The 22285-nt window shown below is 34.8% G+C and carries 20 protein-coding genes and 1 pseudogene; 13 read left to right on the forward strand and 8 right to left on the reverse strand.

Annotated elements, in window-relative coordinates:
• Positions 1 to 1018: 1018 nt before the first annotated feature.
• Positions 1019 to 1264, reverse strand: coding sequence for a VapB-type antitoxin (locus D1869_RS14395; protein WP_156015741.1), 246 nt, complete (start codon positions 1262 to 1264; stop codon positions 1019 to 1021).
• A 649-nt stretch (positions 1265 to 1913) separates the two neighbouring features.
• Between D1869_RS14395 and D1869_RS14400 the strand changes: the two are divergent.
• Positions 1914 to 2266, forward strand: a pseudogene (locus tag D1869_RS14400) (ISNCY family transposase); the annotation flags it as partial.
• A 219-nt stretch (positions 2267 to 2485) separates the two neighbouring features.
• Positions 2486 to 3127 carry a metallophosphoesterase family protein gene (locus D1869_RS14405; RefSeq protein ID WP_156015742.1) on the forward strand — a complete coding sequence of 214 codons (642 nt, stop codon included), beginning with the start codon at positions 2486 to 2488 and terminating at the stop codon, positions 3125 to 3127.
• A gap of 868 nt (positions 3128 to 3995) precedes the next feature.
• On the opposite strand, the gene D1869_RS14410 is transcribed toward D1869_RS14405, so the two are convergent.
• The 6 genes from D1869_RS14410 to D1869_RS15780 form a co-directional block, all read right to left on the reverse strand.
• Positions 3996 to 4442, reverse strand: a complete 447-nt coding sequence (locus tag D1869_RS14410; RefSeq protein ID WP_156015743.1) for an alanyl-tRNA editing protein — start codon at positions 4440 to 4442, stop codon at positions 3996 to 3998.
• Between the two features lie 579 nt (positions 4443 to 5021).
• A complete protein-coding gene (locus D1869_RS14415) occupies positions 5022 to 5396 on the reverse strand; it encodes a type II toxin-antitoxin system VapC family toxin (protein ID WP_221267135.1) in 375 nt (124 codons plus the stop codon).
• Positions 5397 to 5406: 10 nt separating this feature from the next.
• Positions 5407 to 5628: a type II toxin-antitoxin system VapB family antitoxin gene (gene vapB, locus D1869_RS14420; protein WP_156015745.1), complete on the reverse strand. Its 222-nt coding sequence runs from the start codon at positions 5626 to 5628 to the stop codon at positions 5407 to 5409.
• A 354-nt stretch (positions 5629 to 5982) separates the two neighbouring features.
• Positions 5983 to 6222 (reverse strand): nucleotidyltransferase domain-containing protein, encoded by a 240-nt coding sequence (locus D1869_RS14425; RefSeq protein ID WP_231113650.1) that lies wholly within the window; start codon positions 6220 to 6222, stop codon positions 5983 to 5985.
• A 53-nt stretch (positions 6223 to 6275) separates the two neighbouring features.
• Positions 6276 to 6440, reverse strand: coding sequence for a HEPN domain-containing protein (locus D1869_RS15745; protein WP_338056351.1), 165 nt, complete (start codon positions 6438 to 6440; stop codon positions 6276 to 6278).
• A complete protein-coding gene (locus D1869_RS15780; protein WP_260311203.1) occupies positions 6437 to 6562 on the reverse strand; it encodes a HEPN domain-containing protein in 126 nt (41 codons plus the stop codon). Before D1869_RS15780 ends, D1869_RS15745 begins: the two co-directional genes overlap by 4 nt.
• Positions 6563 to 6923: 361 nt before the next feature.
• On the opposite strand from D1869_RS15780, the gene D1869_RS14435 reads away from it, so the two are divergent.
• Positions 6924 to 8663: a prolyl oligopeptidase family serine peptidase gene (locus tag D1869_RS14435; protein ID WP_156015746.1), complete on the forward strand. Its 1740-nt coding sequence runs from the start codon at positions 6924 to 6926 to the stop codon at positions 8661 to 8663.
• Between the two features lie 218 nt (positions 8664 to 8881).
• On the opposite strand, the gene D1869_RS14440 is transcribed toward D1869_RS14435, so the two are convergent.
• Positions 8882 to 11137 carry a serine/threonine-protein kinase gene (locus D1869_RS14440; protein WP_156015747.1) on the reverse strand — a complete coding sequence of 752 codons (2256 nt, stop codon included), beginning with the start codon at positions 11135 to 11137 and terminating at the stop codon, positions 8882 to 8884.
• A 744-nt stretch (positions 11138 to 11881) separates the two neighbouring features.
• On the opposite strand from D1869_RS14440, the gene D1869_RS14445 reads away from it, so the two are divergent.
• From D1869_RS14445 to D1869_RS14490, 10 genes are all read left to right on the forward strand, one after another.
• Positions 11882 to 12580, forward strand: coding sequence for an ABC transporter ATP-binding protein (locus D1869_RS14445; protein ID WP_156015748.1), 699 nt, complete (start codon positions 11882 to 11884; stop codon positions 12578 to 12580).
• Between the two features lie 58 nt (positions 12581 to 12638).
• Positions 12639 to 13919 (forward strand): hypothetical protein, encoded by a 1281-nt coding sequence (locus D1869_RS14450; protein WP_156015749.1) that lies wholly within the window; start codon positions 12639 to 12641, stop codon positions 13917 to 13919.
• Positions 13920 to 14417: 498 nt separating this feature from the next.
• Positions 14418 to 14546, forward strand: a complete 129-nt coding sequence (locus tag D1869_RS15750) for a hypothetical protein (RefSeq protein ID WP_260311201.1) — start codon at positions 14418 to 14420, stop codon at positions 14544 to 14546.
• Positions 14547 to 16111: 1565 nt separating this feature from the next.
• Positions 16112 to 16522 carry a hypothetical protein gene (locus tag D1869_RS14460; protein WP_156015750.1) on the forward strand — a complete coding sequence of 137 codons (411 nt, stop codon included), beginning with the start codon at positions 16112 to 16114 and terminating at the stop codon, positions 16520 to 16522.
• A gap of 1 nt (position 16523) precedes the next feature.
• The gene (gene csx7, locus D1869_RS14465; RefSeq protein ID WP_156015751.1) at positions 16524 to 17252 is read left to right on the forward strand and encodes a type III CRISPR-associated RAMP protein Csx7; all 729 of its coding nucleotides are present in this window, start codon (positions 16524 to 16526) and stop codon (positions 17250 to 17252) included.
• Positions 17246 to 18085, forward strand: a complete 840-nt coding sequence (csx7, locus tag D1869_RS14470; RefSeq protein ID WP_156015752.1) for a type III CRISPR-associated RAMP protein Csx7 — start codon at positions 17246 to 17248, stop codon at positions 18083 to 18085. The genes csx7 (D1869_RS14465) and csx7 (D1869_RS14470) overlap by 7 nt, the downstream gene beginning before the upstream one ends.
• A complete protein-coding gene (locus tag D1869_RS14475; protein ID WP_156015753.1) occupies positions 18057 to 18851 on the forward strand; it encodes an RAMP superfamily CRISPR-associated protein in 795 nt (264 codons plus the stop codon). The genes csx7 (D1869_RS14470) and D1869_RS14475 overlap by 29 nt, the downstream gene beginning before the upstream one ends.
• 2 nt (positions 18852 to 18853) lie before the next feature.
• Complete coding sequence (locus D1869_RS14480; RefSeq protein WP_156015754.1) at positions 18854 to 19024, forward strand: hypothetical protein; 171 nt, start codon at positions 18854 to 18856, stop codon at positions 19022 to 19024.
• Positions 19008 to 21674, forward strand: coding sequence for an HD domain-containing protein (locus D1869_RS14485; RefSeq protein WP_156015755.1), 2667 nt, complete (start codon positions 19008 to 19010; stop codon positions 21672 to 21674). Before D1869_RS14480 ends, D1869_RS14485 begins: the two co-directional genes overlap by 17 nt.
• On the forward strand, positions 21674 to 22285 hold the full coding sequence (locus D1869_RS14490) for an RAMP superfamily CRISPR-associated protein (protein WP_156015756.1): 612 nt from the start codon (positions 21674 to 21676) through the stop codon (positions 22283 to 22285). Before D1869_RS14485 ends, D1869_RS14490 begins: the two co-directional genes overlap by 1 nt.

Below are 22285 nucleotides of genomic sequence, written 5' to 3' on the forward strand. Positions count from 1 at the left end.
TATTAGAACAGTAAAAACCCAAGGTAGAAAACGTTAGAAATTCTATCAAATAATATTCATAGAAAATGTATAATTTATTGTTCTAGCTTATTTTTAATTATAATCTTTTTCATAATAGTTGTGAGGGACAAGTTTCATCTTAAGATGTAAAAGTGGGCTAAACAATAGAGGCGACAAGATATGTTTTGTACCGATAAATTTCATTTACCTTCGCATTTACTATAGAAAATATTATAATATTTGTTCTGAGAGACGATAGGATCTTAAAAATTCACATTATTACTCCCCTTTTCCTATTACTTATTTAAAATAGATTTTTACACTCAAGTAGAATAGAGATAATTAGGTAAATTTTAAGTAAAAGATATGTGATTTAAGAGAGTGATAATAAGGGTATAAATCTAGATTTTTAATAAAACAGCTTTTGAGACTAAATAATTCTAGGATAAAGCCTTTGTTTCTTATCTTATCTCTTAAGACTATTGCTGAACAGCCTAAAATAAATTACTTCTGTTACTGATCCCTTCATTCATAGCGCTAATTCCATAAAAGTTACTAGATAGTCCACATTAGGTTTTTGATTTGGAATCGTGAAGTAGCTCAAAATTTACTCACTCCTTTTCTATGCTTTATATAGAAAGATCTCTCTCATAAGAATTTTACTGTAATTTTAATGTCTTTATATCTACATCAACATATTTCATTGCATTGAGAGATGCATTCAACAACATCATAATGTCTTTATATCTACATCAACATAGTCTATTAATAACTGAAATTCTATTTTTAAATAAATTATAAAATTCTTTGATTTACTATAACACTAAATATTTACTGGAAACTTACAGAGTGTTTTGATTAAGCAAAGCGCTGCCTTTTCGTTACTTTATTCCATACTCATGATTTAACTTAAGTTATTTGCATTAATGTTATGAATTTCTTCTGATTTTTTAACTAGAACTATTATTCTTGTTAGTATTATCTTCAGACTTATAAATATCCCAGAGCAATGTTAGTATTAACACAGTCCTCTTTCCCTTAATAGGTCTTCAGAAGTAGGTAAGTTAAACGGTAATCCTTCTTTTAACCATTTCTCAGTAAGTTCTTTAATCTTACTCTTTTTCAGCTCTTCTCTAGCTTTGCTCACACCGTAAGAAAGAATGAGATTAAACGCTTCATTCCTGGACTTAGCTATACCTATCTCAACCATTTGTTCAGCTAATTCATAATACTCGTCTTTTATCTTCAGTGTTACTGTCTTCACAATGTTATATTACAATAATTGTAATATAAACTTTAGAGCTTTAACGCTGAAGGTAATTCAAGAATCCTATATAGACAATCTTAGCTGACACTGTACTTGAAGTACAATTAGAACCAGAAGTGAGTATAATTCTAGAGGATTTATAATCTTGATAATATACTTGAAATGTAACTGCTTTTCCTGCTCCAGTCATACCAGTTATCGCCCAGTGTTGATAATATACTTGAAATGTGACCGAAAAATTTATCGCTGAACGTCTTTGCGCAACTCAATTGGCATATATATATAAGCTTACAAACAGCTTTATGCTTTAATATTAATGATGTCGGAAACAATATTTTTTATGCTTCCAATACTTTGTAATATCTTTTAATTTTGTCAGCTGTTAATCAATTTTTGTTAAATATTAAGCATTTAAAAGTAAGTTCTACGTTATCTCTGATAAAAAATTTAAATAATCCACAAGGCACAAAGGAGAAAACTTTAATTTAAATGAGGAAGATACTAAGGTAGGGAGCTGGCAAGTTGCCAGTGCCCACGAAAGGTGGGTTTCTGACTCTCCTCACCATGGAGCCCGCTCCCAGATCCTTACTTTATACCTAAATATCTTTTTGTGAGTTTTACAAGGTAATTTATGCTGTAGAAATCTCTAGGTATTCCCATAAAATTACTCGTAATAGATGATTATAAGGTTTGGGAAGGAGATACTTCTTCTCTACCAACGTTAATGATACTGCGGAGGAAATAATAACTACATGGGAGAATCGTTGGGATATTGAGGTTTTGATTAGGGAGCTTAAAGCCTTGGGATTGGAGAAAGGTTCTTTCCTCACTTGGGTTAGGAATAAGGACTTCATAACCCTTAAGGCTCTCTCCCTGCTCTTGTTTAAGTACTCTCTTGGTTTGTATTTGGGTGCCAAGAGGATAGCAAGGGTGATAAGAATTGTTTATCAATCCTCTGATAATATTAAGAAACTTTTTAAGAGAAGGAAAAAGACGTAAAATGCTAAATATATATACAAATGACGACGCTATCTGTGTGTACAACAATTTTTGCTTTTTATGTTAAATTTGGATAGGGGCGGTGTTTTAATAATATTTGAGACAACATAAGAACTAAGTTATAACGTCTCATAGCCTTAATCTCTCACAACGAGAGAATAAATTGCACGTACTCTACTTAAATTAACATTTATAACTTACCAATGGATTTTAGTATAGATGATACTACTAATTAGCGATTTACACAAAAGTTTTGATAGTTTAGAGGAAATGGAATCGGTTAAATGGCTATTAAGTATCTTAGACGAATTAAAACCAGATTACTTAATAGGTGCTGGCGATTGGGGTGAAGGGATGTCAATAGAAGATTTTTCCAATATTCTTTCAAGGACTAAGTTAATAGCCGTTTACGGTAATCATGAGAATTTTTCTATAATAAAGAATTTTTCAATAAGGGATGGTCAAATTATAAGAGTTGGTAATATGAGAATTACTGGAATTAACGGTCTGATAGGAGACAATAAGGATTATGGGATCAAGCCAGAAAAATTTCTAAGAATAATAGGAAAGTTGAAGGATATTGATATATTAGTAACTCATCAACCTCCTTACCTTCCAGAAATATATCCTAAAATGAGATATAATGAGGCTACTGAATTAATGCTGCAAGCATTAGAACAAGTAAGACCTAAGCTTCACTTTAATGGTCATATGACTGGCGGTTGTTACTCCTATTATGAATTCGAATGGGGTAAATATCTTAGAGTAGATAGTTCAGCCAGATTTAGATGTTATGCAGTAATAGATAAGAATGTAACAGTATATCAGAGAGGAGAAGAAGTTTTCAGTTTTGATTTATAATTTTTCAATTGAGAAAAAAAAAGCATCCATGCTAAATAGTAATAGGAACTCCTGCTGTTACGACTCAAGTTTGCTGGATGCATGTGTCCCCTCATTCGCTTAGGATATGTGAAATGTAAATATTTTCCTAATAACCAGAGAGAAATTTGTAACTTGTCGGATAGTGTCGTCATTAGTATATAAATTTGTCACATATGACAAATTTTTGGTGCTTTAGTTTGTCACATGTGACAAGCTCTACATAGGTTTAAGGGGAAACAAAATGAGTAATAAGTCTTGAAATTTCTATAATTGTATCGTTTGCTAAAATGAATAATAAATTATATGAGTTACTTAACTCATGCAGTTATCCAACTTGAGAGTTGATATGAAGCACCATGAAAAAACGTATGAAATTTTCCTCTGTCATTAAAATATATTTCTTTTTAAACTCAGTAAAGTCTTAAATTGACCTTCAAGATCAACTAATATTGTCGCAATTCCACTTTAATCCTAAACGCCTAAGCTATTTGTACTTAAGCAACGTAGAATAACGTAGGGTTAAACTTCGGTGACTTTAGATGCGTGGTTTAAAGTATTTAGCTGTTATATTAATTTACTGTAGTCTCTTTGACTATTATAGCTTCATTAGGTTTATTTAATTTTATTAATTCATAATAATCAATTAGTTTTACGGTATTAGGTACATTCGGTGCTTATGAGCTATGGAAGAAGATTAGATACTAAACAGTTTCCCACTCAAAACTAAAAATATAATTTAGGATTTACCTTTTAAGCCTCTACTTCAACAATTGTTACTTCACCTAAAAATATAATTTAGGAAACCTCTTTTTTATGATTAATCTTACTGATCCACTCTTTTTATATTTTACTGATTGATATTAAATGCTATCTCTAAAAGTTGTTTGGAATTTCTAAATCGCCAATAGTCTTTAATTATTTCCCCTACTTCACCCGTACTTTTTGTATGTTGCTTATTGCATGCGTTTATATTCCAATTAGGTATTATCACAATGTAAAGCTCTTTTACTTCTGGAGGTACGGGAAATAGATCATAAATTTCATCTCCGTATTTTCTTTCAGCTTCTTCTCTAGGTAGAACTTCAGTTAAAATAGTTACATTTTCTTTAACTTTTTCGTTTGATAGTTTGAAAATCTCCTCAATTTCATCTTCAGTAGGCTTCCTCTCAAATTTAACCGTTAGCCTCCCGTGATTATCTTTAACATATGTACTAGCGGTCCATTTAGCTCCTAACACTTTTCTTACAGCGCCTTTAACTATATGTAAAGCCGTATGAGTTCTTACTTCAATCACAATATATTAAGTCCTTAATACCTTTATAAAATTATTATACTTCTCTCCAGTGTGGCGTTCAGTAATAAATCTTTCAACCATGATTCGAAGATAGCAATAGCTAAGATATCGATATGAATCCCAAATATTTGAAATTAACCAGAAATTAGCTTAGGAGAGGAAACCGTAGACTTTACAAAGATTTCAATTCCATTAACGATTAACACATACCCCAAATCAAACACAAGAAGCATTTTTGAGTAATCTCTCAATTCCATTGTGGATTAACGGTTACGTTAAAGTAGAATAACCCCTACATCTGATAAAGGAGTACTTGGAGTATGTATCTGACGTTTGTTACGTTAAATTAGAATAACCCCTATTTATATAAAAACTGCTTTTGTTGCCGAACTCTCTCAGATTAACTACAGACCCTTAAATTAAACAAAAATAATCAAATCTGAAAAATTAAAGGAACTAACAGAGCATATAGCATCTCCTCAAGGTTTACTAAAGGCGTATAGTACTATAACACAACCCTTTTTCCAATGACACAGAAAGACGAAGAAGCTTTATTAATCCTTAATCTTTCAACGAAACCTATATAAGCTCTGAGATGATGTACTTTTTCGCTATCCCATGTTGCTTCTTATCTCCAGTTACTAATTTACTTCCTTTACGTTCAGCCAATGCAATATAAAGTGAATCATATATCGTAATTTTCTCTTTCATGGAAATCTCAATAGCTCTTTCAATTAAGTCAACGCTTTTATTCAATGTCAGCAACTGTGGTAAATAGTCTCTAATTATAGTAACTGCCTTAACTGCGTCTTGTTCAGTTAACTCTCTGGTTAATACAACTTTCTTCCACACTACGTTAGATACTTCAACTAACGCAAAGTCTAATGTCTCAGCGTCTTTTAGAATCTCTGTAATCTTCTCCCATCCTTTCTCCTTAGTTATAAATTTAGCCAAAACTGATGCATCAATTATTATCCCTATCTTCCCTCACCAACTCTGCACTATTTGACTTAGTCTCGGGCATTGTTTGGAGAATTTCATTAATCTTCTTTAAGATCTCTTCTTTCTTTAACTCCTCAATCCTCCTCCTTATAAAGTTCTCAATCTCCTCATTCCACTTAACGTCGTATTTCTCCATCTCCTCACGTAACTCTTTATCTATCCTTAAACTGTATACGGTCTTCATATTATAGTATATGTATACGGGAAATATAAACGTTTCTATCTTTAGCACTTTACGATTATCGAAACTAATAAATCGATGACAATGAGATACTAGAGATTTTAACGGGAATTTATAACCTTGGTTTTGAATTGTTAATTGGTTTAACTAACTAAGAAGGAGTGACAAATCATCTGTTGATCTTTAAGATATAGCCTCTATTGAGGGATCGTCTTTCTTCGGTCGGGAAACTTTTAAGTTGATCTTTAAGATATAGCCTCTGAAACATTAATATAAGTTCATTTTATTCTTACCGCATCTCTGAGGAAGGACTTATATGGTGGTAATTCTTTCTCGTCCTCATAAATTACTTTAACGTCAAACAAATATGACGCTTTTTCTCCCAACTCTCTCAACTTCATCAAAGAAGTCTATTAATGCCTTATTCCTATCCTCATTGCGTTTGATAACCAGGATTACATCAATGTCACTTCCGCCGGTTATTTTTCCGCTTATTACGGAGCCGAAAACGTAAACCTCACTAAATCTTTCAAGGTTAAGCTTACTAAAAGCTTCCCTCCAGTTTCGTAAGAACTTTATTCTCTCTAGAGGTTCCATAATAATTCCACAAGTTTTAATATTTCCCTTGCAGTAATTAAAGCTATTTCAGCCTAATCTTTGGAGGTAGACCGTATTGAGATTTCCCTCTGACGTTCTCTAAAATTAATGAGTTTCTCCCTGTTATCCTTCGTAAAGTCGCTTATTCTTTTATCTCCAAGTTTCGTATATAATAAAGAAAGTAATTCTCTAATTCCGTGAGTCCTAGGAGGTTCTATCCCAAGTTTGAAAAGTTTAGGGAAAGTTGGGCTGAAACTTCACTATCTAAAGCTAATGCCTCATAAAGGCCTTGCTGAAATAATAGTTCTGAAGCCTTTAAGTAGTCCTTTGCCCTCCTCAAAAATTCCTAGGCAACGTTATATGACATAATTAGTAATAATATGGATAAATATTAAGCTTAATGTCAGGTAACTGAAGAGGAAACTCCACGGGCATGAAATCCGAAGTACCTGCTGCTTACATATGTGACGTTTTAGCTTATGTAAGAGTTGTGAGATTAAAAACAATAGCTAATCAAATAGTATTCTAGAGAGAATATTGGCACTTAGCTAGTTTGAAATGTCGAAGCAGTCATATAGCTGGGTATAAAAGGCCTCTTCTTCGCATCTAATGCGTATATTGCCCGCCATGACTAAGCTTTCCCAATTCACGCAACTATTCACGTCTTTAATGTTTATTAACCGTCTCCCAACTCATTAATTATGGACGAATATGAGTATTTAGAAAACTTATCAGACCCTAGAACCATATCCTTTATAGAGAAGGAAAATAAGGAGACAGAGAGTAAACTGGGAAAAAGGGCAAAAAAACTTTATCCCATTCTCCTCGAAATGGATAAGGAGCCTTACGTTTTAAATATGTTCGCTTATGACGAAGAAAACCCCGCAATTTTACTTTACGGCGAAAAAAGCAAGTTAGTTTTAGGTAATAACACTATCTACACTCCACCTGAAGGTTACGTAGCTTCAGAAATCTGGAAAGTTTATAACTCAAAGGAGATAGGTGTTAGTATAGAGAGAAAAGGAAGTGACAAGATCATCACATTGCTCATTTCTCCGGAAGGGAAAATCAGAGAGTTAGGCGAGATGATAGAATCTCCATTTTACTTTAAAGGTGAGTTATGTTACATTAAGAGCTTTAGGTATTCTCCACCTCCAGATGGTGGTGATTATCCCGCAGACAGAGTGTTTTGCAAAGATGAAATAGTTTACGGCAAAGACATGAAACCCGGTGAGTTTGTAACAATAAAAGTATTTGATGATTTCCTCACTTTGGTAAGGCAAAAGGGTTGGAGGTATGGTGAACTTTATATAGGAGAGGGATTTGATTCTTTGAGGAAGGTAGATGAAGGAGAAGTGATAGATGTTGTAGATTTTCAACAAGGTGAGGTTATTTATCAGAAGAATAATGCAGTTTACCTCGGTAACAGAAAGATCGTGGAAGTTGATTACCCTGTTCTAGGTGTTTCTCATATAGGGGATAAAATTGCGGTTGAGGTAATAAAAGAGTATAGGACTCCGCTATTTTTCTACGATATTAAAGGAAAGAGAATAGGGGAAGAAGTACACGATAATGTAATGTTCATGGACGGTAAAGGTCAGACTCTATTCCTTGTTGAGACTTCATTCAACTACAAATTCAGAGTGGTAAAGAAGAGTGATGGAGAGAGAGGAGAAGTGCTAATGCAATACGGAAATTATGATGTGACAGTAAAAGACTTATACGTCAAGGGAGATGTACTGCTCCACGGGTTTTTAGTCTCTAAAGTAAATAACCCTAAAGGAGTAATAGTTTACGGTTATGGAGGTTTCAGGATTCCCTTACTTCCCTCTCTTACATCTGTAATGAGGGTATTGCTGGACGAGGGGTATTCAATACTGATAACTAACCTAAGAGGTGGTTATGAGAACGGAGAGGAGTGGCATAAAGCTGGTATGCTTTTGAATAAGAAGAATGTGTTTAAGGACTTTGCTGAGTTTTTAAGTCTTGTGAAACTTATGGGTGGAAAAGCGGTAGCAATGGGAGGGAGTAACGGAGGGTTATTGGTAGGTGCTACGGTAAATGAGTATCCGGGATTAATTGATTGTGCAGTAATAGGTCATCCGGTGCTGGATATGTTGAGGTATGATAAACTTTATGTTGGAAAATACTGGGTTGAGGAGTACGGAGATCCTAATGATCCTAAATACAGAGAGTATTTACTATCTTACAGTCCTTACCATAACTTGAAGAAGGGTCTACCTAAGACTTTCGTTTATACGGGTATTAATGATGATAGGGTTCATCCGGCACATGCATTGAAATATGTTGCTAAGTCTAAGAGTTTAGGAAATGATGTAATGCTGTTTGTAAACGATTCCGGTCATTCAATAGCTGATCCGGAATCTAAAGCGAGAGAAGAGTCGTATGTTGTATCGTTCATAGAAGAATGTTTGCGTTAAGTACTGATTTTAACCTAAGCTAAATTATCTGAATTCTTTCATAATTCTTTATAAAAATTTTGTTATAAAGTAAATTACATTTATTACGCAACGCATTTTATATTCTCACTAATACTGACACGATTTTCAATAAATTATACGTACTTGTTAAAAGTCCTTCACGAAATGACACATTAAATACTGCTATTTATAAGGCTACTTAAGACTGACATAGGGCGTTATTTCAGCTTGTCAGCGACCTCTAGTGCGGTCGGCCTCTTCATAGGATCCGGGTCGACTGCAGCCTTTATCAGGCTCTTATAGGGTTCTGGAACCTGTGGATCCCAGGAGGCCAGCAAACGTCTTGCTTCCTCAACTTTGTTACTCACACAGTTCATGTCGTTATTTATATAACAATTAAAGGCTTCATTCATTACCTGCAAGTCAGGCCTATCAATTTTCCTGGTTAACAATACGTATAATGTCATACCTAATGCAAAGATATCCATTGAGGGTGATGCTTTGCTTATGAACACCTCTGGGGGATAGTACTCTATAGTTACTTGACTTACGTCCTTCCCGAATCTAACTGCACTACCCAAGTCCCCTAGCTTGAAGTCAACGGTGGGCAACTCTGACGGATCCTTAGGCTTCTTAGTCAAGAATATGTTCTGGGGCTTTACGTCTGAATGCATATACCCTTTACCGTGAATGTGAACTAGTGCTTCTGCCACTTGCCGCACTGCCTTTTTAACACTTGTTTCCCAATTCAAGGAGTAGAAGAACTGGTCATCACTTAAATACTTGTCAAGACTCCCACCCTCCATATACTCCATGACTATCCTAGGAGGGTCAGCGTAATAAGGCATGAAATCTCCATTTAGTGCCCTCTTTATTACGTTCAAGTCCACGTTAACCGCATAAACCTTAACTATATTCGGATGGTTAGATAAGTCTACAAGGTTGTTAGCCTCATGGAAGAGCTCTTGGAAGTATGCCATCGGATCACCCTTATCTACCTTAAGTATTTTTATTGCATAGTAATCGCCTCCCATCTTTCCTAAGTAAACGTAACCGAATCCTCCGCTACCTATTATGGATTTGACTTTATACATTCCCAGCCTTCTGTTGAGTAGAGCATTCGGATCGAGGCTGGTAGTGTTGACTTTACCTAGGGCCCTTGAGTGGGCATAAATGGAGGTCTGAGAGAGCTGAGTAAATGGTTGAGGTTGCTGTGACTGGGTAGCTAAGACGTAGTTTATCGTTATTACATCCGATGGGTTAGCGTAGCCCGAGTTTGGGTTGGGGTAGTAAACGTCTTGTCCGACTTTTACTGGAAAGGCTCTCCAATTCCCATAATCGTTACAGTCTATTAAGAAGTCACCGTCACATGTGGTATTACCCACTTCTATTACTGCTCTAGCCATCGGCGGTAATCCCTTGAGTATGAACCTGACTTGTAAAGAAGGCTGCTGCACTTGTATCGGCTGGGGTGAGGAGTATTGCGGTTGGGCTGAGTATTTCGGGGCATATCTCCAAGAGGTGAAGAAATCTTCAACGACCGGGCTCTTAGGAAATGCTGCTGCAACTACGAGCCAAGGGTCGATAGCTGCAAAGTAGGTAGTCGTTTTGGAGTAAACCAGAAGTCCTGCAGTTATGCCTAAGAGTATCGGGGTAAATAAGATGACAGCTACTGAATTTTCTTCGCTAAAAAGAAATGGAAGGTAGAAAATCAGCGCAAGAGATCCGTAAAAGAAGAGGTCGTATGCATTGAAGAAAGAATTTCCATAATTTACGGAGTCCTTGAGCTGAAAGTAGAGGACAATAGGGGCGAAGTAGGTTATAAGCCCAGAAGTCACAAAGGGCCAAGCAGAGTCCTTTAACCTAAATTTCATCATTATCCCCACAAACAAGAGTACCATCGCCGAAAGATACATCAAAATACCGATCAGTGAGCCTGTATTTAGGGCAACAAAGGGGAATGGGGTCAGAAGGAGAATAGTGATGGTCATAAAGTCAAGTGTATCTATATCTTTTTGACTCATTAGTTCATCCTTTGCTGACCAGTACACTACCGCAAGAGGTAATAAGAGGAGGAATGGTACCCAGAACTTGAGATAGTTAGCTGATGCAAGGGCGTAGATAAAGGCTACAAACAATCCGACACCTACTAATTCACTAACCCCTGTCGCTATGAAGGGAACTACAGCGTAGAGCAAAAGGAAGAACTCGAGAGGAACTCTTAACGATAAGTAAAAGTCGATGGCACCAGAACCGAAGAGAGGGATTAGTACTGCCAAGGAAGAATTCGCCTTCTTCGGGAGGTAAAGTGCAACAAGAGCTAGGGACAGGGAGAATAGAGCTAGCCATCCCGATGTTGTAAGATTCGTCAGACTTACGTTGGTTAACTGGAGTCCTCCGAAATTCACTAGGTAGATGAAGTAAAAGAAGAGAAGTAATGACGTTGAAAATGCTGTTTTCCACGCCTTAGCCATTATAGTAAATTGAACTAGACATAACTATAAGCTTTTCTGGTGCAAATTTATAAGTATTATATGTCTGCGACATATTTACATAACTTCCAGTTAGTTATGTTTAATCACTTCCAATCATTTCACAGCTAGTAGATAAACTCATGAGGATATCTAATGTATAATTAACGTAATTTACTTTAATTAATAATTATAGGAAAAATAAGTATTATAGACTCAACTGGTAGTATAATACTTAAGTGGAACTATATCTAGGTTATACCGTGCATTGAATTCTCTATCAGAAAAGTTCTGTTAACATTGATTATCGAAAATTACGGGATTCTTTGCGATTACATTTAATAAACTGACTTTATGTTATCTTACTTTATTCGTAATTAAGTGAATTTAATTTTGAACAAACGTGTTTTATAACTTTTACTTTATATAGTTATTCATATTAATTACGCATTATGCACTCTTACGTGGTGTGATTTTAGGGCTAGATAGTGAGTACTTTAAGTAGAATCTGAATTACATTCTTGCAAGAACACCTTCAATTTCGCTAGCCTTCTCTTACTCGTGACTGCCTCTACGTACACCAACTTACGGATCCGTGATGGGATTGTGAGGGTTTTTACTAAAGATTCTTGATACTAAGTGACTTGGAGTCCGTGGCGATGTGTAAAGGAAGATGAAGATTGATTGTTAGAGCTATTAATTAAGATAAAAGAAAAGATTTAATCTTCTGTTAAATCTTATATTCATATGTACTGTATTGAATTGAAAAATGTGGTGAAGAAATACGGTGAAGTCATCGCCTTAAATGGAGTCTCATTTAATATAAATTGTGGAGAAAAAGTGGCACTTTTGGGACCTAACGGTGCCGGTAAATCGACTATTCTTAAATTATTAGCAGGTTTGTTAAAGCCAGAAAAAGGAGAGGTTCTCGTTAAAGGGTTAGACCCCTTTTTTATCGAAGCTAGGAAAATAATCGGGTATTTACCAGAGGACGCCAGCCCTTATCTAATGCTTAATGTTAGGGAGAATTTGGAATATATTGCCTCATTAAGGGGTGTAGACAAGGACAGAGTCGATAAGCTTTTGGACTTTTTAGGGCTTAGGCAGTACGAGAATACTAGGATAGTGTATTTATCTAAAGGTAACAAGCAGAGGTTGGCCTTAGCCCTAGCCTTACTTCATGACCCCGAAATACTGCTTTTAGACGAGCCTTTAAATTATTTAGACATACCGACTCGAGAGAAGGTCATCTCATTACTAAAGTCCATGAACTCTACTATGCTAATTTCAACCCACATAATGTCTATAGCGGAGAGGTTAGTAAATAGGGCGGTAATATTGTCTAACGGAAAAGTGGTGTGGCAGGATGATTTAACGGAGTTAAAGAAGTCCAGTGGTGAGGAGATCGAATCCTTAGTGGCGAGGCTGATGGAAGATGTTAATTAAACTGTTGAAAGTGATTATATTTACAAGGGTTTCAAAAAAGATATTCGTGATATCTCTCGTGGCGTCCCTCATTTATTTATCTATTTCTATAACCCTTTTACTGAGAGAAGCAAGGCCAATTCTACCCCCTAACTTAACTGTTATTTATGTTACTTTGTTCTATATCCTTTTCTCCTATATTTCCTCATTTAATATATTAAAGGCTGATATAGATTATTTATTCACATCACCTATAGATAGGAAGGAGTTAGGTATGGCTTTATATATTTCCACTCTGCTAATTAATTTAATATATATAGTTAATTTCATGATATTTTCATATAATATCGAGTTACTGTTAATATCTCCGTTATTAGGCATTTCGGTTGTCTCGCTCCGCTTCCTTGCACAAGATGTCAGATATAAGTTAGTAATACTTTCGGTAATTGCGTTATGGTTCTTATCCCCGTTATTCGGTTTTGAATATTCTCCCACAGCCGCAGCCTTCGGTTATTTTTACGAGAGCCTTTTCGTTACAATACCTTATGCTACTTTAGTGACGTTACTTTCATTAATGAGGCTGAGGAACATTGACCAGATATTAATGAGGAGATTGACCATTCCCGTTGATGAGTATAGAATCTCCTTTAACACTAAAAACCCGTTCATAGCGTTTTTGAAGTTTAAGTTAACTTATTTTTCGACGGCGTATACAACGACAGAGGGTAATGTAAAGGTAATTAGAATGAACCAGGTTATTGGTGCCTCTGCTATCATGGGGGTTATATATTTCGTAGTATTTAAATACCTAGTGAGTAATGAAATTTTTTATCCTAGTTTATCTATTGCAATAGTATTTATTATACTATATTCTACAACTATGGTAGTGATGAATAATTTAGCGCATGAGAGGCTCTGGCTTACAATACTTTCCATGGGGAATAAGGCCTTTAAATACTTAGTAATTACCTCTGGGATAAGGAGCCTTATAATGAACTTGCCATTAGGAATAGTTAATTTTGTACTCTCGATCTGGCACCCTGTTTTCCTAAACATAGGAATTGCCATGTTAACTTACGTCCCCTTAATATCTATGCTTTACACTTACCTATTAGCCATATCTAGACCTTTACAGTTGAGGGACTTGTTAAACCCAATTAACGTAGAGATAAGGGGGAATAGACTTTTATCAAATATTACATTTATTATACTTCTGTTATCGGCATTAATTATATCGTTTATCCCGATTATTCTCATCGTAGTACTCACATTCGTAATGTCACTGGTGTTGCTATTTTTATTGAGAGATAAGATGATAATTGAAGCAATTAATAAGATGAGTGAAGCGGGATATACTTGACGGTAGTATTTAAAGAGCAGGATGCCGGGGTAAAAGAAACGAGTGTAACGTGAGAAAATAAGCCATCACTAAGTGGAAATGCGTAACCTTCCTTTTCATTTTATAAAAGGTTACAGTTAAGTCATAATGAAATTGAAAGAGGAAGTGGAGCTAGACCATTGACACGGGCAAGGGCTGAATTCTTTTCTGGTTTTAGAAGTATTTTTATATCCGCTTATTTTGCATTCATTGAGCCCTTATGCCTATGTGGCCAAAATGATTGAAAGTAATTCCTTTAACTATTACTAAGTTAAAAGTGACAGTAGATTAAATGTCTTCAACCGGGTAAGGGTAATATGAGTCTGTTCTATAATCCTTAGTGTTTTATCTGCTTTAATTCCTAAGGGGTTAGTTACGATTACCTCTTTCAAGAAGTCGACATACGGATATTATGAAGGTCGTATAAAGTTTAAGAATAGAAAAGGAATTGAGGAAGGAGATGAAAAAGTATGACATAAAGTGGAACAAGGAAATAGAGGAGTTTATAAGGAAGAGGTTATGAGGAAATTGCATGAGATAATCTCGTCGTTGCACGAGACCAAGCCGATAGATGTGGAATTGGTGAGGGAAGATAGGGATAATAATTGATGCATAAATACTTTTCCTAAACTCTCTAATAAATTCCGATGAGATACTTTGTGTTAACGTAAAATTAATACAAAGGTACTCAGTTAGATTCAGAAAAATGATAGTTATCGAAATAAAGAGAGAGCCTTTTCTTAGCTGATAATGAAGTAGCATATCAACAATCATATTATCGTTCACATAAGTCCTTTACGTATGTAAAAATAGGTCTTGTTAAGTAACTTACTTTTCACTCTTCTGAAACTGTATACACATTCTTTTTCATACTAATTGTAAAGTAATACGACTATCTAATAGTAAGAGAGTGGATGAGCAATAGTGTTATAAAAAGCTAAGTCTTTCAATCTACCAGGAGTTTAGGTAGGGCTTCTTATTGACTTACATCTTAGAGACTAGATTGGCTCATCATCACATCAATATATACTAAATCTGTATTATTAAATAGCCCAGATAAAGTAGTCATTTTTGAATATGCGTATATCTGATGAACCTCCTCTTTAGATCCATTACATATATCTGTGAATCCTACCCGTTTACTGTTAATTGTAATCCTTGGAGAGTAAATACGCATATCTTTCCAAATTATGAGTATATGATGAACTCATATGGAGAGAAAATTAGAACGTTCTTTTTATTTACTGTGACATAAAAACGTGTGAGACTTTTCCTCCATATGAAAAACTTTATTGAACTTACAGTCGTGTTAACGCCGATATCCTTAAGTTTCTCGAGAACGGATTTAACCCTTTTCTCTTCCACATTCAAGAGCATAAAATTTATATACATGAAAAATTTATAAACTCTTCTATTGCTAGATATTATTCTAGTTTTTTAAGATAGTATTCAGATCCTGCTGAGAGAGTAAGTATTATATGCCATGCATTTAACAAAACTGATTTGCAACCGTGGGAGGGATTGTGACTTTTTAATTTCTCAAATTCTAATGCTAAGCTAACTTATGAGTTATTGAGTGTGGACAACAATTTTATTTATTTGAAATTTAGTTAAAAATAGCTTAAAGTCTCTCTTTTTAAATTCTTTTATTCATTATAAAAATTTCTAAAAAACATTAAAATTACAATAATTCATTCTACTAATGTGTAAATCTTCTGGTAAATTGAAAATAGATTTATACTTTACATAATTTATACTGAATTAACAAAATTGTTATCCACACTCACTTAATCTAATGGTACAATTTCAAATTTAAAGAAATTAAAACAGATCGTTATAAAGAATTTAACGTATACCAGACGGTAAAGAATGGCTCATTGTAAGTACGAATACGATAATATATGTGATAAAATAATGTAATTTTTACATGTCTCTTAATTCATCTTGGACCTCTTACACCGCTGTTTTATATAAATTTAAATATATTAAATATAGTTTACTTCTCTTATATTAATTAAGATTGTGTTTTAGAAAATTCTTTCTTAATCTATAAAATAATATGGTGACAACATTGCCATGTGAAATGTACTATCAGCTATGAAGTAATAGTCGCACATTTAGCAAGTTAAATAACTATCTTAAAGTTTATTAATGTCTGTTTAAATAGAATTTTTGTGTCCCAGATAATCAAGACGGATACGGACTTGTTAGATATAGCGACTAGGATTGCTATATCAGCTCTTACACCAGTGCAAAAGGGAAAAGAAGAAAAAGCTGCAGTAGATGTTAGTAATATAAATAACCTATTAACCTATATGCAAAGTAGAAAGAGTATAAAAGAACTGTTAGCATATATTTTGAGGCAAACGGGCAGAGGAGAAATAGACAGAAATACTAGTAAATTATTACTTTCTGCATTAAAAGATTTGAAAGAAAATGAAGAGGATATAAATAAAGCTCTAGAACTTTTAGGTTATGTAAAGTGGATTTATGAAACTTTAAACGGTCTTGAAATAGATGTAACACAACTTAAAGGTGTGGATAATTTCCAGAAATTAGTAAATGAATTAGTAAAGAGGATGTGAGATGAACGATGGAAAACCTTGTTACGATTTAGATGTTATCAGAAGCATAATAAAGATTAATGGAAAAATAAAAAATGAGACACCTCTGAGGATTGGATATGGAAAGTCTCAGAGTTTCACAGATCCCACAGATAATCTCATATTAAAAGTAAATGAAAGACCGATTATTCCAGGATCGAGTTTTAAAGGAGCTCTAAGGAGTTTGGCAGAAGCTTACGTAAAATCATGGAATGATCCAAGATATATTGTATGTGATTTGGATGATAACAAATGTACTAGTTGTAATGGCGAAGAAAAATACTGCATACCTTGTATAATTTTCGGGTTCAAAGACCTCTCCTCCAGAGTTTATATACTTGATGCTATTGCAGAGAAATACTCTATTTCCCAAAGGACAATGGTTACAATAAATAGAGTTTTCGGAGGTCAATTACCAGGTCACCTTTACACACTAGATTACGTAGAACCTAACTCTGTTTTCAACTTCTCAATGTTCCTATATAATCTAAACATAGTTGATGGAGAAACGGAAGAATGGAGAAAGAAAGCGGTTGAAGTTGTAAGGTATTTATTAAAAACCCTAATTACTGACGGAATATTTATAGGAGCTAAGAAGAGTGCTGGTTTCGGGCTAGTCAAATTAACATCTGGGGAAATTGAAATACGCAAATCACCAGATCTTATGAAACCCACTAAATTAGACCTTATGGAGGTGGCTAAGTCGTGGTAGACTATACCTTTATCAGAAAGGATATAATAAAGAGACAAACCGTAATTGAGGGAATTTTAGAGGTACAATCCCCTCTAAGGATAGGAGTCGGGAAATCCGGCGGAATGGATCCTGCCAGCATTGTTAGAGACACAGTATTAAAGGATGTTGAAGGCACTCCTATAATTCCCGGATCTTCTTGGAAGGGAGTATTTAGGTCTGAAGGAGAGAGAGTATTAAAAAGAAGGAACCTTATCGCATGTAGTGGTGTAGGAAGGGATTATTGTTTAAATAACTTCAGAAAATATGATGATTTTCAGAGAAGCCTAAGAGAAAACTACATGGAGGATGCATTAAAAACATTCTGGAATTATACTTGTCTTAACTGCAAACTCTTTGGTACTATGAGCGTAATAGGCGCTGTTAAGTTTTTAGAGTCTAGGGCTATTGAGTTTAAGCTCGGTACTAGGACAATGGTTGCTATAAGTAGAACTGAAGGAGCTGCTGCAAGGGGTGCATTAGTCCAGGTTGAATTTGTAGAGCCGGGGTCTAAATTCACGTTTAAAATCATCGGAACTAATTTGCCCAATTATGCAATAGGTTACTTACTAACTATTATGAAGAACATCCATGACGGTTTTGTACAAATAGGTGGACATAAGAGTAGGGGATTCGGACTTGTAAAATTCGTTAATTTAAGGTTTTTAGACAAAGGTGAAAAGAAAATAGGGGATGAAGATATTCCAGTATCAATGCAAGATGAAATAAAGGAAGATGGGGATAAGTTTTTCGAAAAGATGAAACCCTTCATGGAGGCTTTTAATAATGCAAAGATTCCATACCCATTACACTGAAAGGAACAGCATAGGATTAGAAGGAGTTCTGGAGTTAGAAATGGAAGTAGTGTCTGATTATATACATGTAGGTAGTGGGGTTTATGACGTAGAAATAATAAAACCTTTAGAAAACATAGACCAATTAGTCGAAACAGCATTAAAAGGGACTATCCCAGACGTTAACAAATACTTCTCACCAGTAACTCATGAGATGAATAGATACTTAGGTAAGGTTATAATACCCGGGTCAACTATTAAGGGACTTGTGAGGACAAGGCTTGAGCTTTCAATAAGGGATGCTTGCTTCATTGTATCTAGGAATTCCAATACCTCATCAGCTACTTATAAGAGAATATTTAGGAATCCCAGACCTAGATCTACTGATAGATTTCCACAGAGAGTCTGTCCAGTATGTGACCTATTAGGTAATTCTGGACTGGCAAGTAGAGTGTCATTTTCCGACTTTATTATGACTCAAGGGAAGGTTGATTACGTAAACGTTAATGGACAGTATTATGAGAGTTGTGTAAAGGGATCTAGATTTAGAGGGAGGGTACTATATCGTTCTTTAAAGCCAATTGAATTGGGTATGCTTCTTTACGGTTTTGGGTTTAGAGATAAGAAATTAGAGGGAAAGGTTATGTTAATCGGTAGATTTAAGTACTCTGATAGGCGTTTCGGTAGAGTAAGATTTTCCTTACCTTCACCTAAACAAGAATACGCTAAAGCCTTAGAAGATTTTGTAAGAACGTTCAAGCCATTTGACTATAATGAGGAGTGGTGATAATGAAGATCTGTATTAAGCAAGATCTTTCCTTAGAAATAGGAAAGGAGGATGGGTGTTTTAAAGTAGTTGAGGTCGAGGAATATGAAAAAAATAAAATCATATGGCGTGGGGAAGGCAAAGAAAAACTTGAGTATCTAACGTTAGTGGTGAGCCATGACATTAAGGGGTAAGTTAAACTTACCAGAATTTAGAGTAGTGTTTGACGGTGAAGACGGTAAGGTTTATGAGGGTAATACAGACCTAGAGAACAAAATAATAGACACATTAGCTCATATGGCCCTAATATCTTGCGAAATAGCTAAAAATGACGAGAAGAAAGCAATGGATATTTACGCGGACATTGTTTCAATGTTATATAAACTGCCCATGTTTATATCTTATGCCCCCACTATTAAAAAGGAAGATGAAGGAAGTAAAGAAAGAAAGGGAAATTATGTTCTTACAGCATTTGAGTACTTCTTCATTTACACTATAGCAAGGCATTTAACTGATATTACTGTTGATAAGAACACATCTCTTAAAGATATATTTGAAAAATTAGAAAATTTTGAGCACACTGATACTTTAAGATCACTTATCAGACTTTACTTTCCTTCAATTAGAGAAATCTACGAAGCTTTAATTAATACTCCAGCAGACACTAGACCGGGATTCAATTTCACTTCTTTAGCCTCACATCTACAATTAACATCCCTAATTTCATGGCTCCTTCAGCCCCACTCCATAGATTTAAGTTATCTGAGGGTCGCATCATTACTTCATGATTTAGGAAAACTCATCAATCCACGTCATCACGTAACTGAAGCCACTAACATATTAGAAAATCTTCAGAATAAGTTGAAGAGTGGAGAAGCATGTATTAAGTTAGAAAGGGTTAAGGAATTAGTGGCTTCACATCACGGTGATTCTGAAAGTATTGTTCAAATCGCAGACCGTTTAGCCTCTAGTGCTGATAGATTGACTGAACTAGTTAATGAAGCATTAGATCACATAGAATACGGTAAGGAAGTTAAAGAGTGTTTTAATAAAGAACATGAGCAGTCTTATGATTGTTTTACCAATTTAGGTAAGGAAAAATATGAAAAAGCTTCAAAGGATATTTATAGATTCATTTTAAGTCAAGTTATATCTCCAGAAATAGTTAAGAATGAAGAAGCCAGAGTATTTCCCTTCATACCAGACAAAGTAGAGGGAAGTTCAAAGGAAATAAAGCCTGGCAGACCTTTAGGTTACTTGGTCTACATAGATGTTCCGAGTATACAGAGGTTTATTACTAACTTCCCTAAACTAAGAGATATGTCTTTTGCCAGCATGTTAGTAGACTTTCTGGTAACAGTTTACTCATTTATGCTACTCGATACAGAATTCGCCAATAAAACAAAATCTAGGTTGCCAGCAGAAGCTTTGTTGAGCGGTTATGGTGGGCACTCCTACATAGTAGTAAGAAAGGATATTTGTAATAATGATTGTTATAAAGAGATAAAAGACGTATTCAAAGGAATAAAGTTACTGAGTGATTTAGATTTAAGGCTACAGGTAAGTGTAGCTGAATTTGCTTATGATAATTATATAAAGAACTATAATGAGGTCTGGGACGAAATAAAAACACAATTCAGTGAGAGATATTTAGTGGATTTTGAAGAGAAAATTTACTCTGTGGGACTTCATAGAGTCTGTGACAATTGTGGTATTAGACCGGCTGTGGATGAAAAATTTGGAGAATACCTATGTAGTAGATGTTTTGAGATTAGAGACTTATCGTCAACAAGAGGTTTCATAAGCAAGGTGAATTCAACATATTTACTTTCCGTAGAAGTAACCCCAGCAGAGAGTGCTAGTAAAGTTTTTGGAGATAATTTTGCGGAATACGCTATGGAGTTTATAGCTGGATATAAGAAATTAGAAGATACTAGATATGTTTCGATAATTAAAGCTGACGGAAACAGAGGTTCAATTATATTTTCAGCCAGTGCAACTTTCTCTGATTATATTGATAAGAGCTTCAGATTAGATTACGGAGTTAAGAGGGCTTTTTATGAGACACTTAATGAACTAGCTAATGCAGAAAGAGAGTTCTTAAAATCAGAAGAAAAAGAACTTCCACTAACTAGTAGACTCCTCTCTGGTGTGTTGTATTTAGGAGGGGATGACATAACTCTCTTAGCCCCTTCTATAGTTGCAATACCTTTTGCTGTGAAATTCTTTGAAAAGGCAACACAACTTACTGGTTTCACCTTTAAAGTTGGAATAGTTAGTGTTAAGCCCGATCATCCAATCCAATTTGCCTTCCAGGCTGCAGATGAATTAATGGAAAGGAGCAAAATAAAGCCTGAAGATAGTGAGAATAAAAACAACCTTAGTGAGTATAATAAAACAAGCATTGCATGTATGGTATTTTCTTCAACCTTAGCCAGTAAGTCTGTAATCCATTCAGAAATTAGTAAATACAAGAGGCAAAATAACTCGTATTTAGTGGTTACAAACGATATTAAAAAGGTTAAGGAACTACTCGAGTTAGCCAAGCTATATGAATTCAAAGACGTAGTTAGTCTCTATAATAGTGAAAACGACAAGAAAGAGGTAAGGGAAAAGTTAAGGCAATTGGAGGATATAGTAAGTTACGCAGAAACAAACTTCAACACATCTAACGGTTATTTGAAGACCTTAGCTTATATTTTGAGGCAAATAGCAAGAAGTGATAAACCTTATGATAAAGAAATTCTTAAGAAATTAGTAGAAAGGAAGGAAGGTTCATTAAAAGAAATCCCGCTTTATGATTACTACTTTATCCTTAAAACGTTTAGGGTAGGTGTAGGATAATGGAATTTAAAGTACTGATCAAAAACTTAACTTCCTTAACAATAGGAGGAGGAAGTACTATTGGAGCAGTAGACATTCCACTTAACCCCATGGTATTACCGCCTTCAACGATAAAGGGAGTATTAAGAACGGCTATTCATAATTACTTACCAGAAGGTTATACATCATGCGGTAAAATAGAACCCAGTAAAATTAAAGAAGCACATGAGAAAAATGGCGTTTGTGATGTATGTAAACTCTTCGGTTATCCAGATTATAAGGACTCTGGCTGTTTCACCGTAGCAGTAAGAATTCCAGAGGTTGTAAGAAGCAAGATTACTAGGGTAGAAATAAATGATAGAACACAAAGAAGTGAAGAAGGACATTTATTCACTCAAGAAGTAATTGCTCCAAATACCCAATTTGAAGTTACCATATACTTTAGGGACTCATGCGGTGATAGAATGTTAAAACTATTACTATATTCTCTACTAGCATTAAGGTTATGGAGGATGGGTAGAAACGCTATGGTAGACGTAAAGTTAAAGGAGGATATTTGCCAAAAGGTTAAATGCGATGAAGAGATGAAGAGTATAGTCTTCTCCTTATCAGATTACATATGGGGTGATTAA

Source organism: Sulfurisphaera ohwakuensis, assembly GCF_009729055.1.
In the GTDB taxonomy this organism is placed as follows: domain Archaea; phylum Thermoproteota; class Thermoprotei_A; order Sulfolobales; family Sulfolobaceae; genus Sulfurisphaera; species Sulfurisphaera ohwakuensis.

Excerpts from the sequence above, each read along its gene's own strand:
- D1869_RS14405 (WP_156015742.1), top strand. The coding sequence starts at position 2,486 with ATGATACTACTAATTAGCGATTTACACAAAAGTTTTGATAGTTTAGAG.
- vapB (WP_156015745.1), bottom strand. The coding sequence starts at position 5,628 with ATGAAGACCGTATACAGTTTAAGGATAGATAAAGAGTTACGTGAGGAG.
- D1869_RS14425 (WP_231113650.1), bottom strand. The coding sequence starts at position 6,222 with ATGGAACCTCTAGAGAGAATAAAGTTCTTACGAAACTGGAGGGAAGCT.
- D1869_RS14435 (WP_156015746.1), top strand. The coding sequence starts at position 6,924 with ATGGACGAATATGAGTATTTAGAAAACTTATCAGACCCTAGAACCATA.
- D1869_RS14440 (WP_156015747.1), bottom strand. The coding sequence starts at position 11,137 with ATGGCTAAGGCGTGGAAAACAGCATTTTCAACGTCATTACTTCTCTTC.
- D1869_RS14445 (WP_156015748.1), top strand. The coding sequence starts at position 11,882 with ATGTACTGTATTGAATTGAAAAATGTGGTGAAGAAATACGGTGAAGTC.
- csx7 (WP_156015751.1), top strand. The coding sequence starts at position 16,524 with ATGAACGATGGAAAACCTTGTTACGATTTAGATGTTATCAGAAGCATA.
- D1869_RS14475 (WP_156015753.1), top strand. The coding sequence starts at position 18,057 with ATGCAAAGATTCCATACCCATTACACTGAAAGGAACAGCATAGGATTA.
- D1869_RS14480 (WP_156015754.1), top strand. The coding sequence starts at position 18,854 with ATGAAGATCTGTATTAAGCAAGATCTTTCCTTAGAAATAGGAAAGGAG.
- D1869_RS14485 (WP_156015755.1), top strand. The coding sequence starts at position 19,008 with ATGACATTAAGGGGTAAGTTAAACTTACCAGAATTTAGAGTAGTGTTT.
- D1869_RS14490 (WP_156015756.1), top strand. The coding sequence starts at position 21,674 with ATGGAATTTAAAGTACTGATCAAAAACTTAACTTCCTTAACAATAGGA.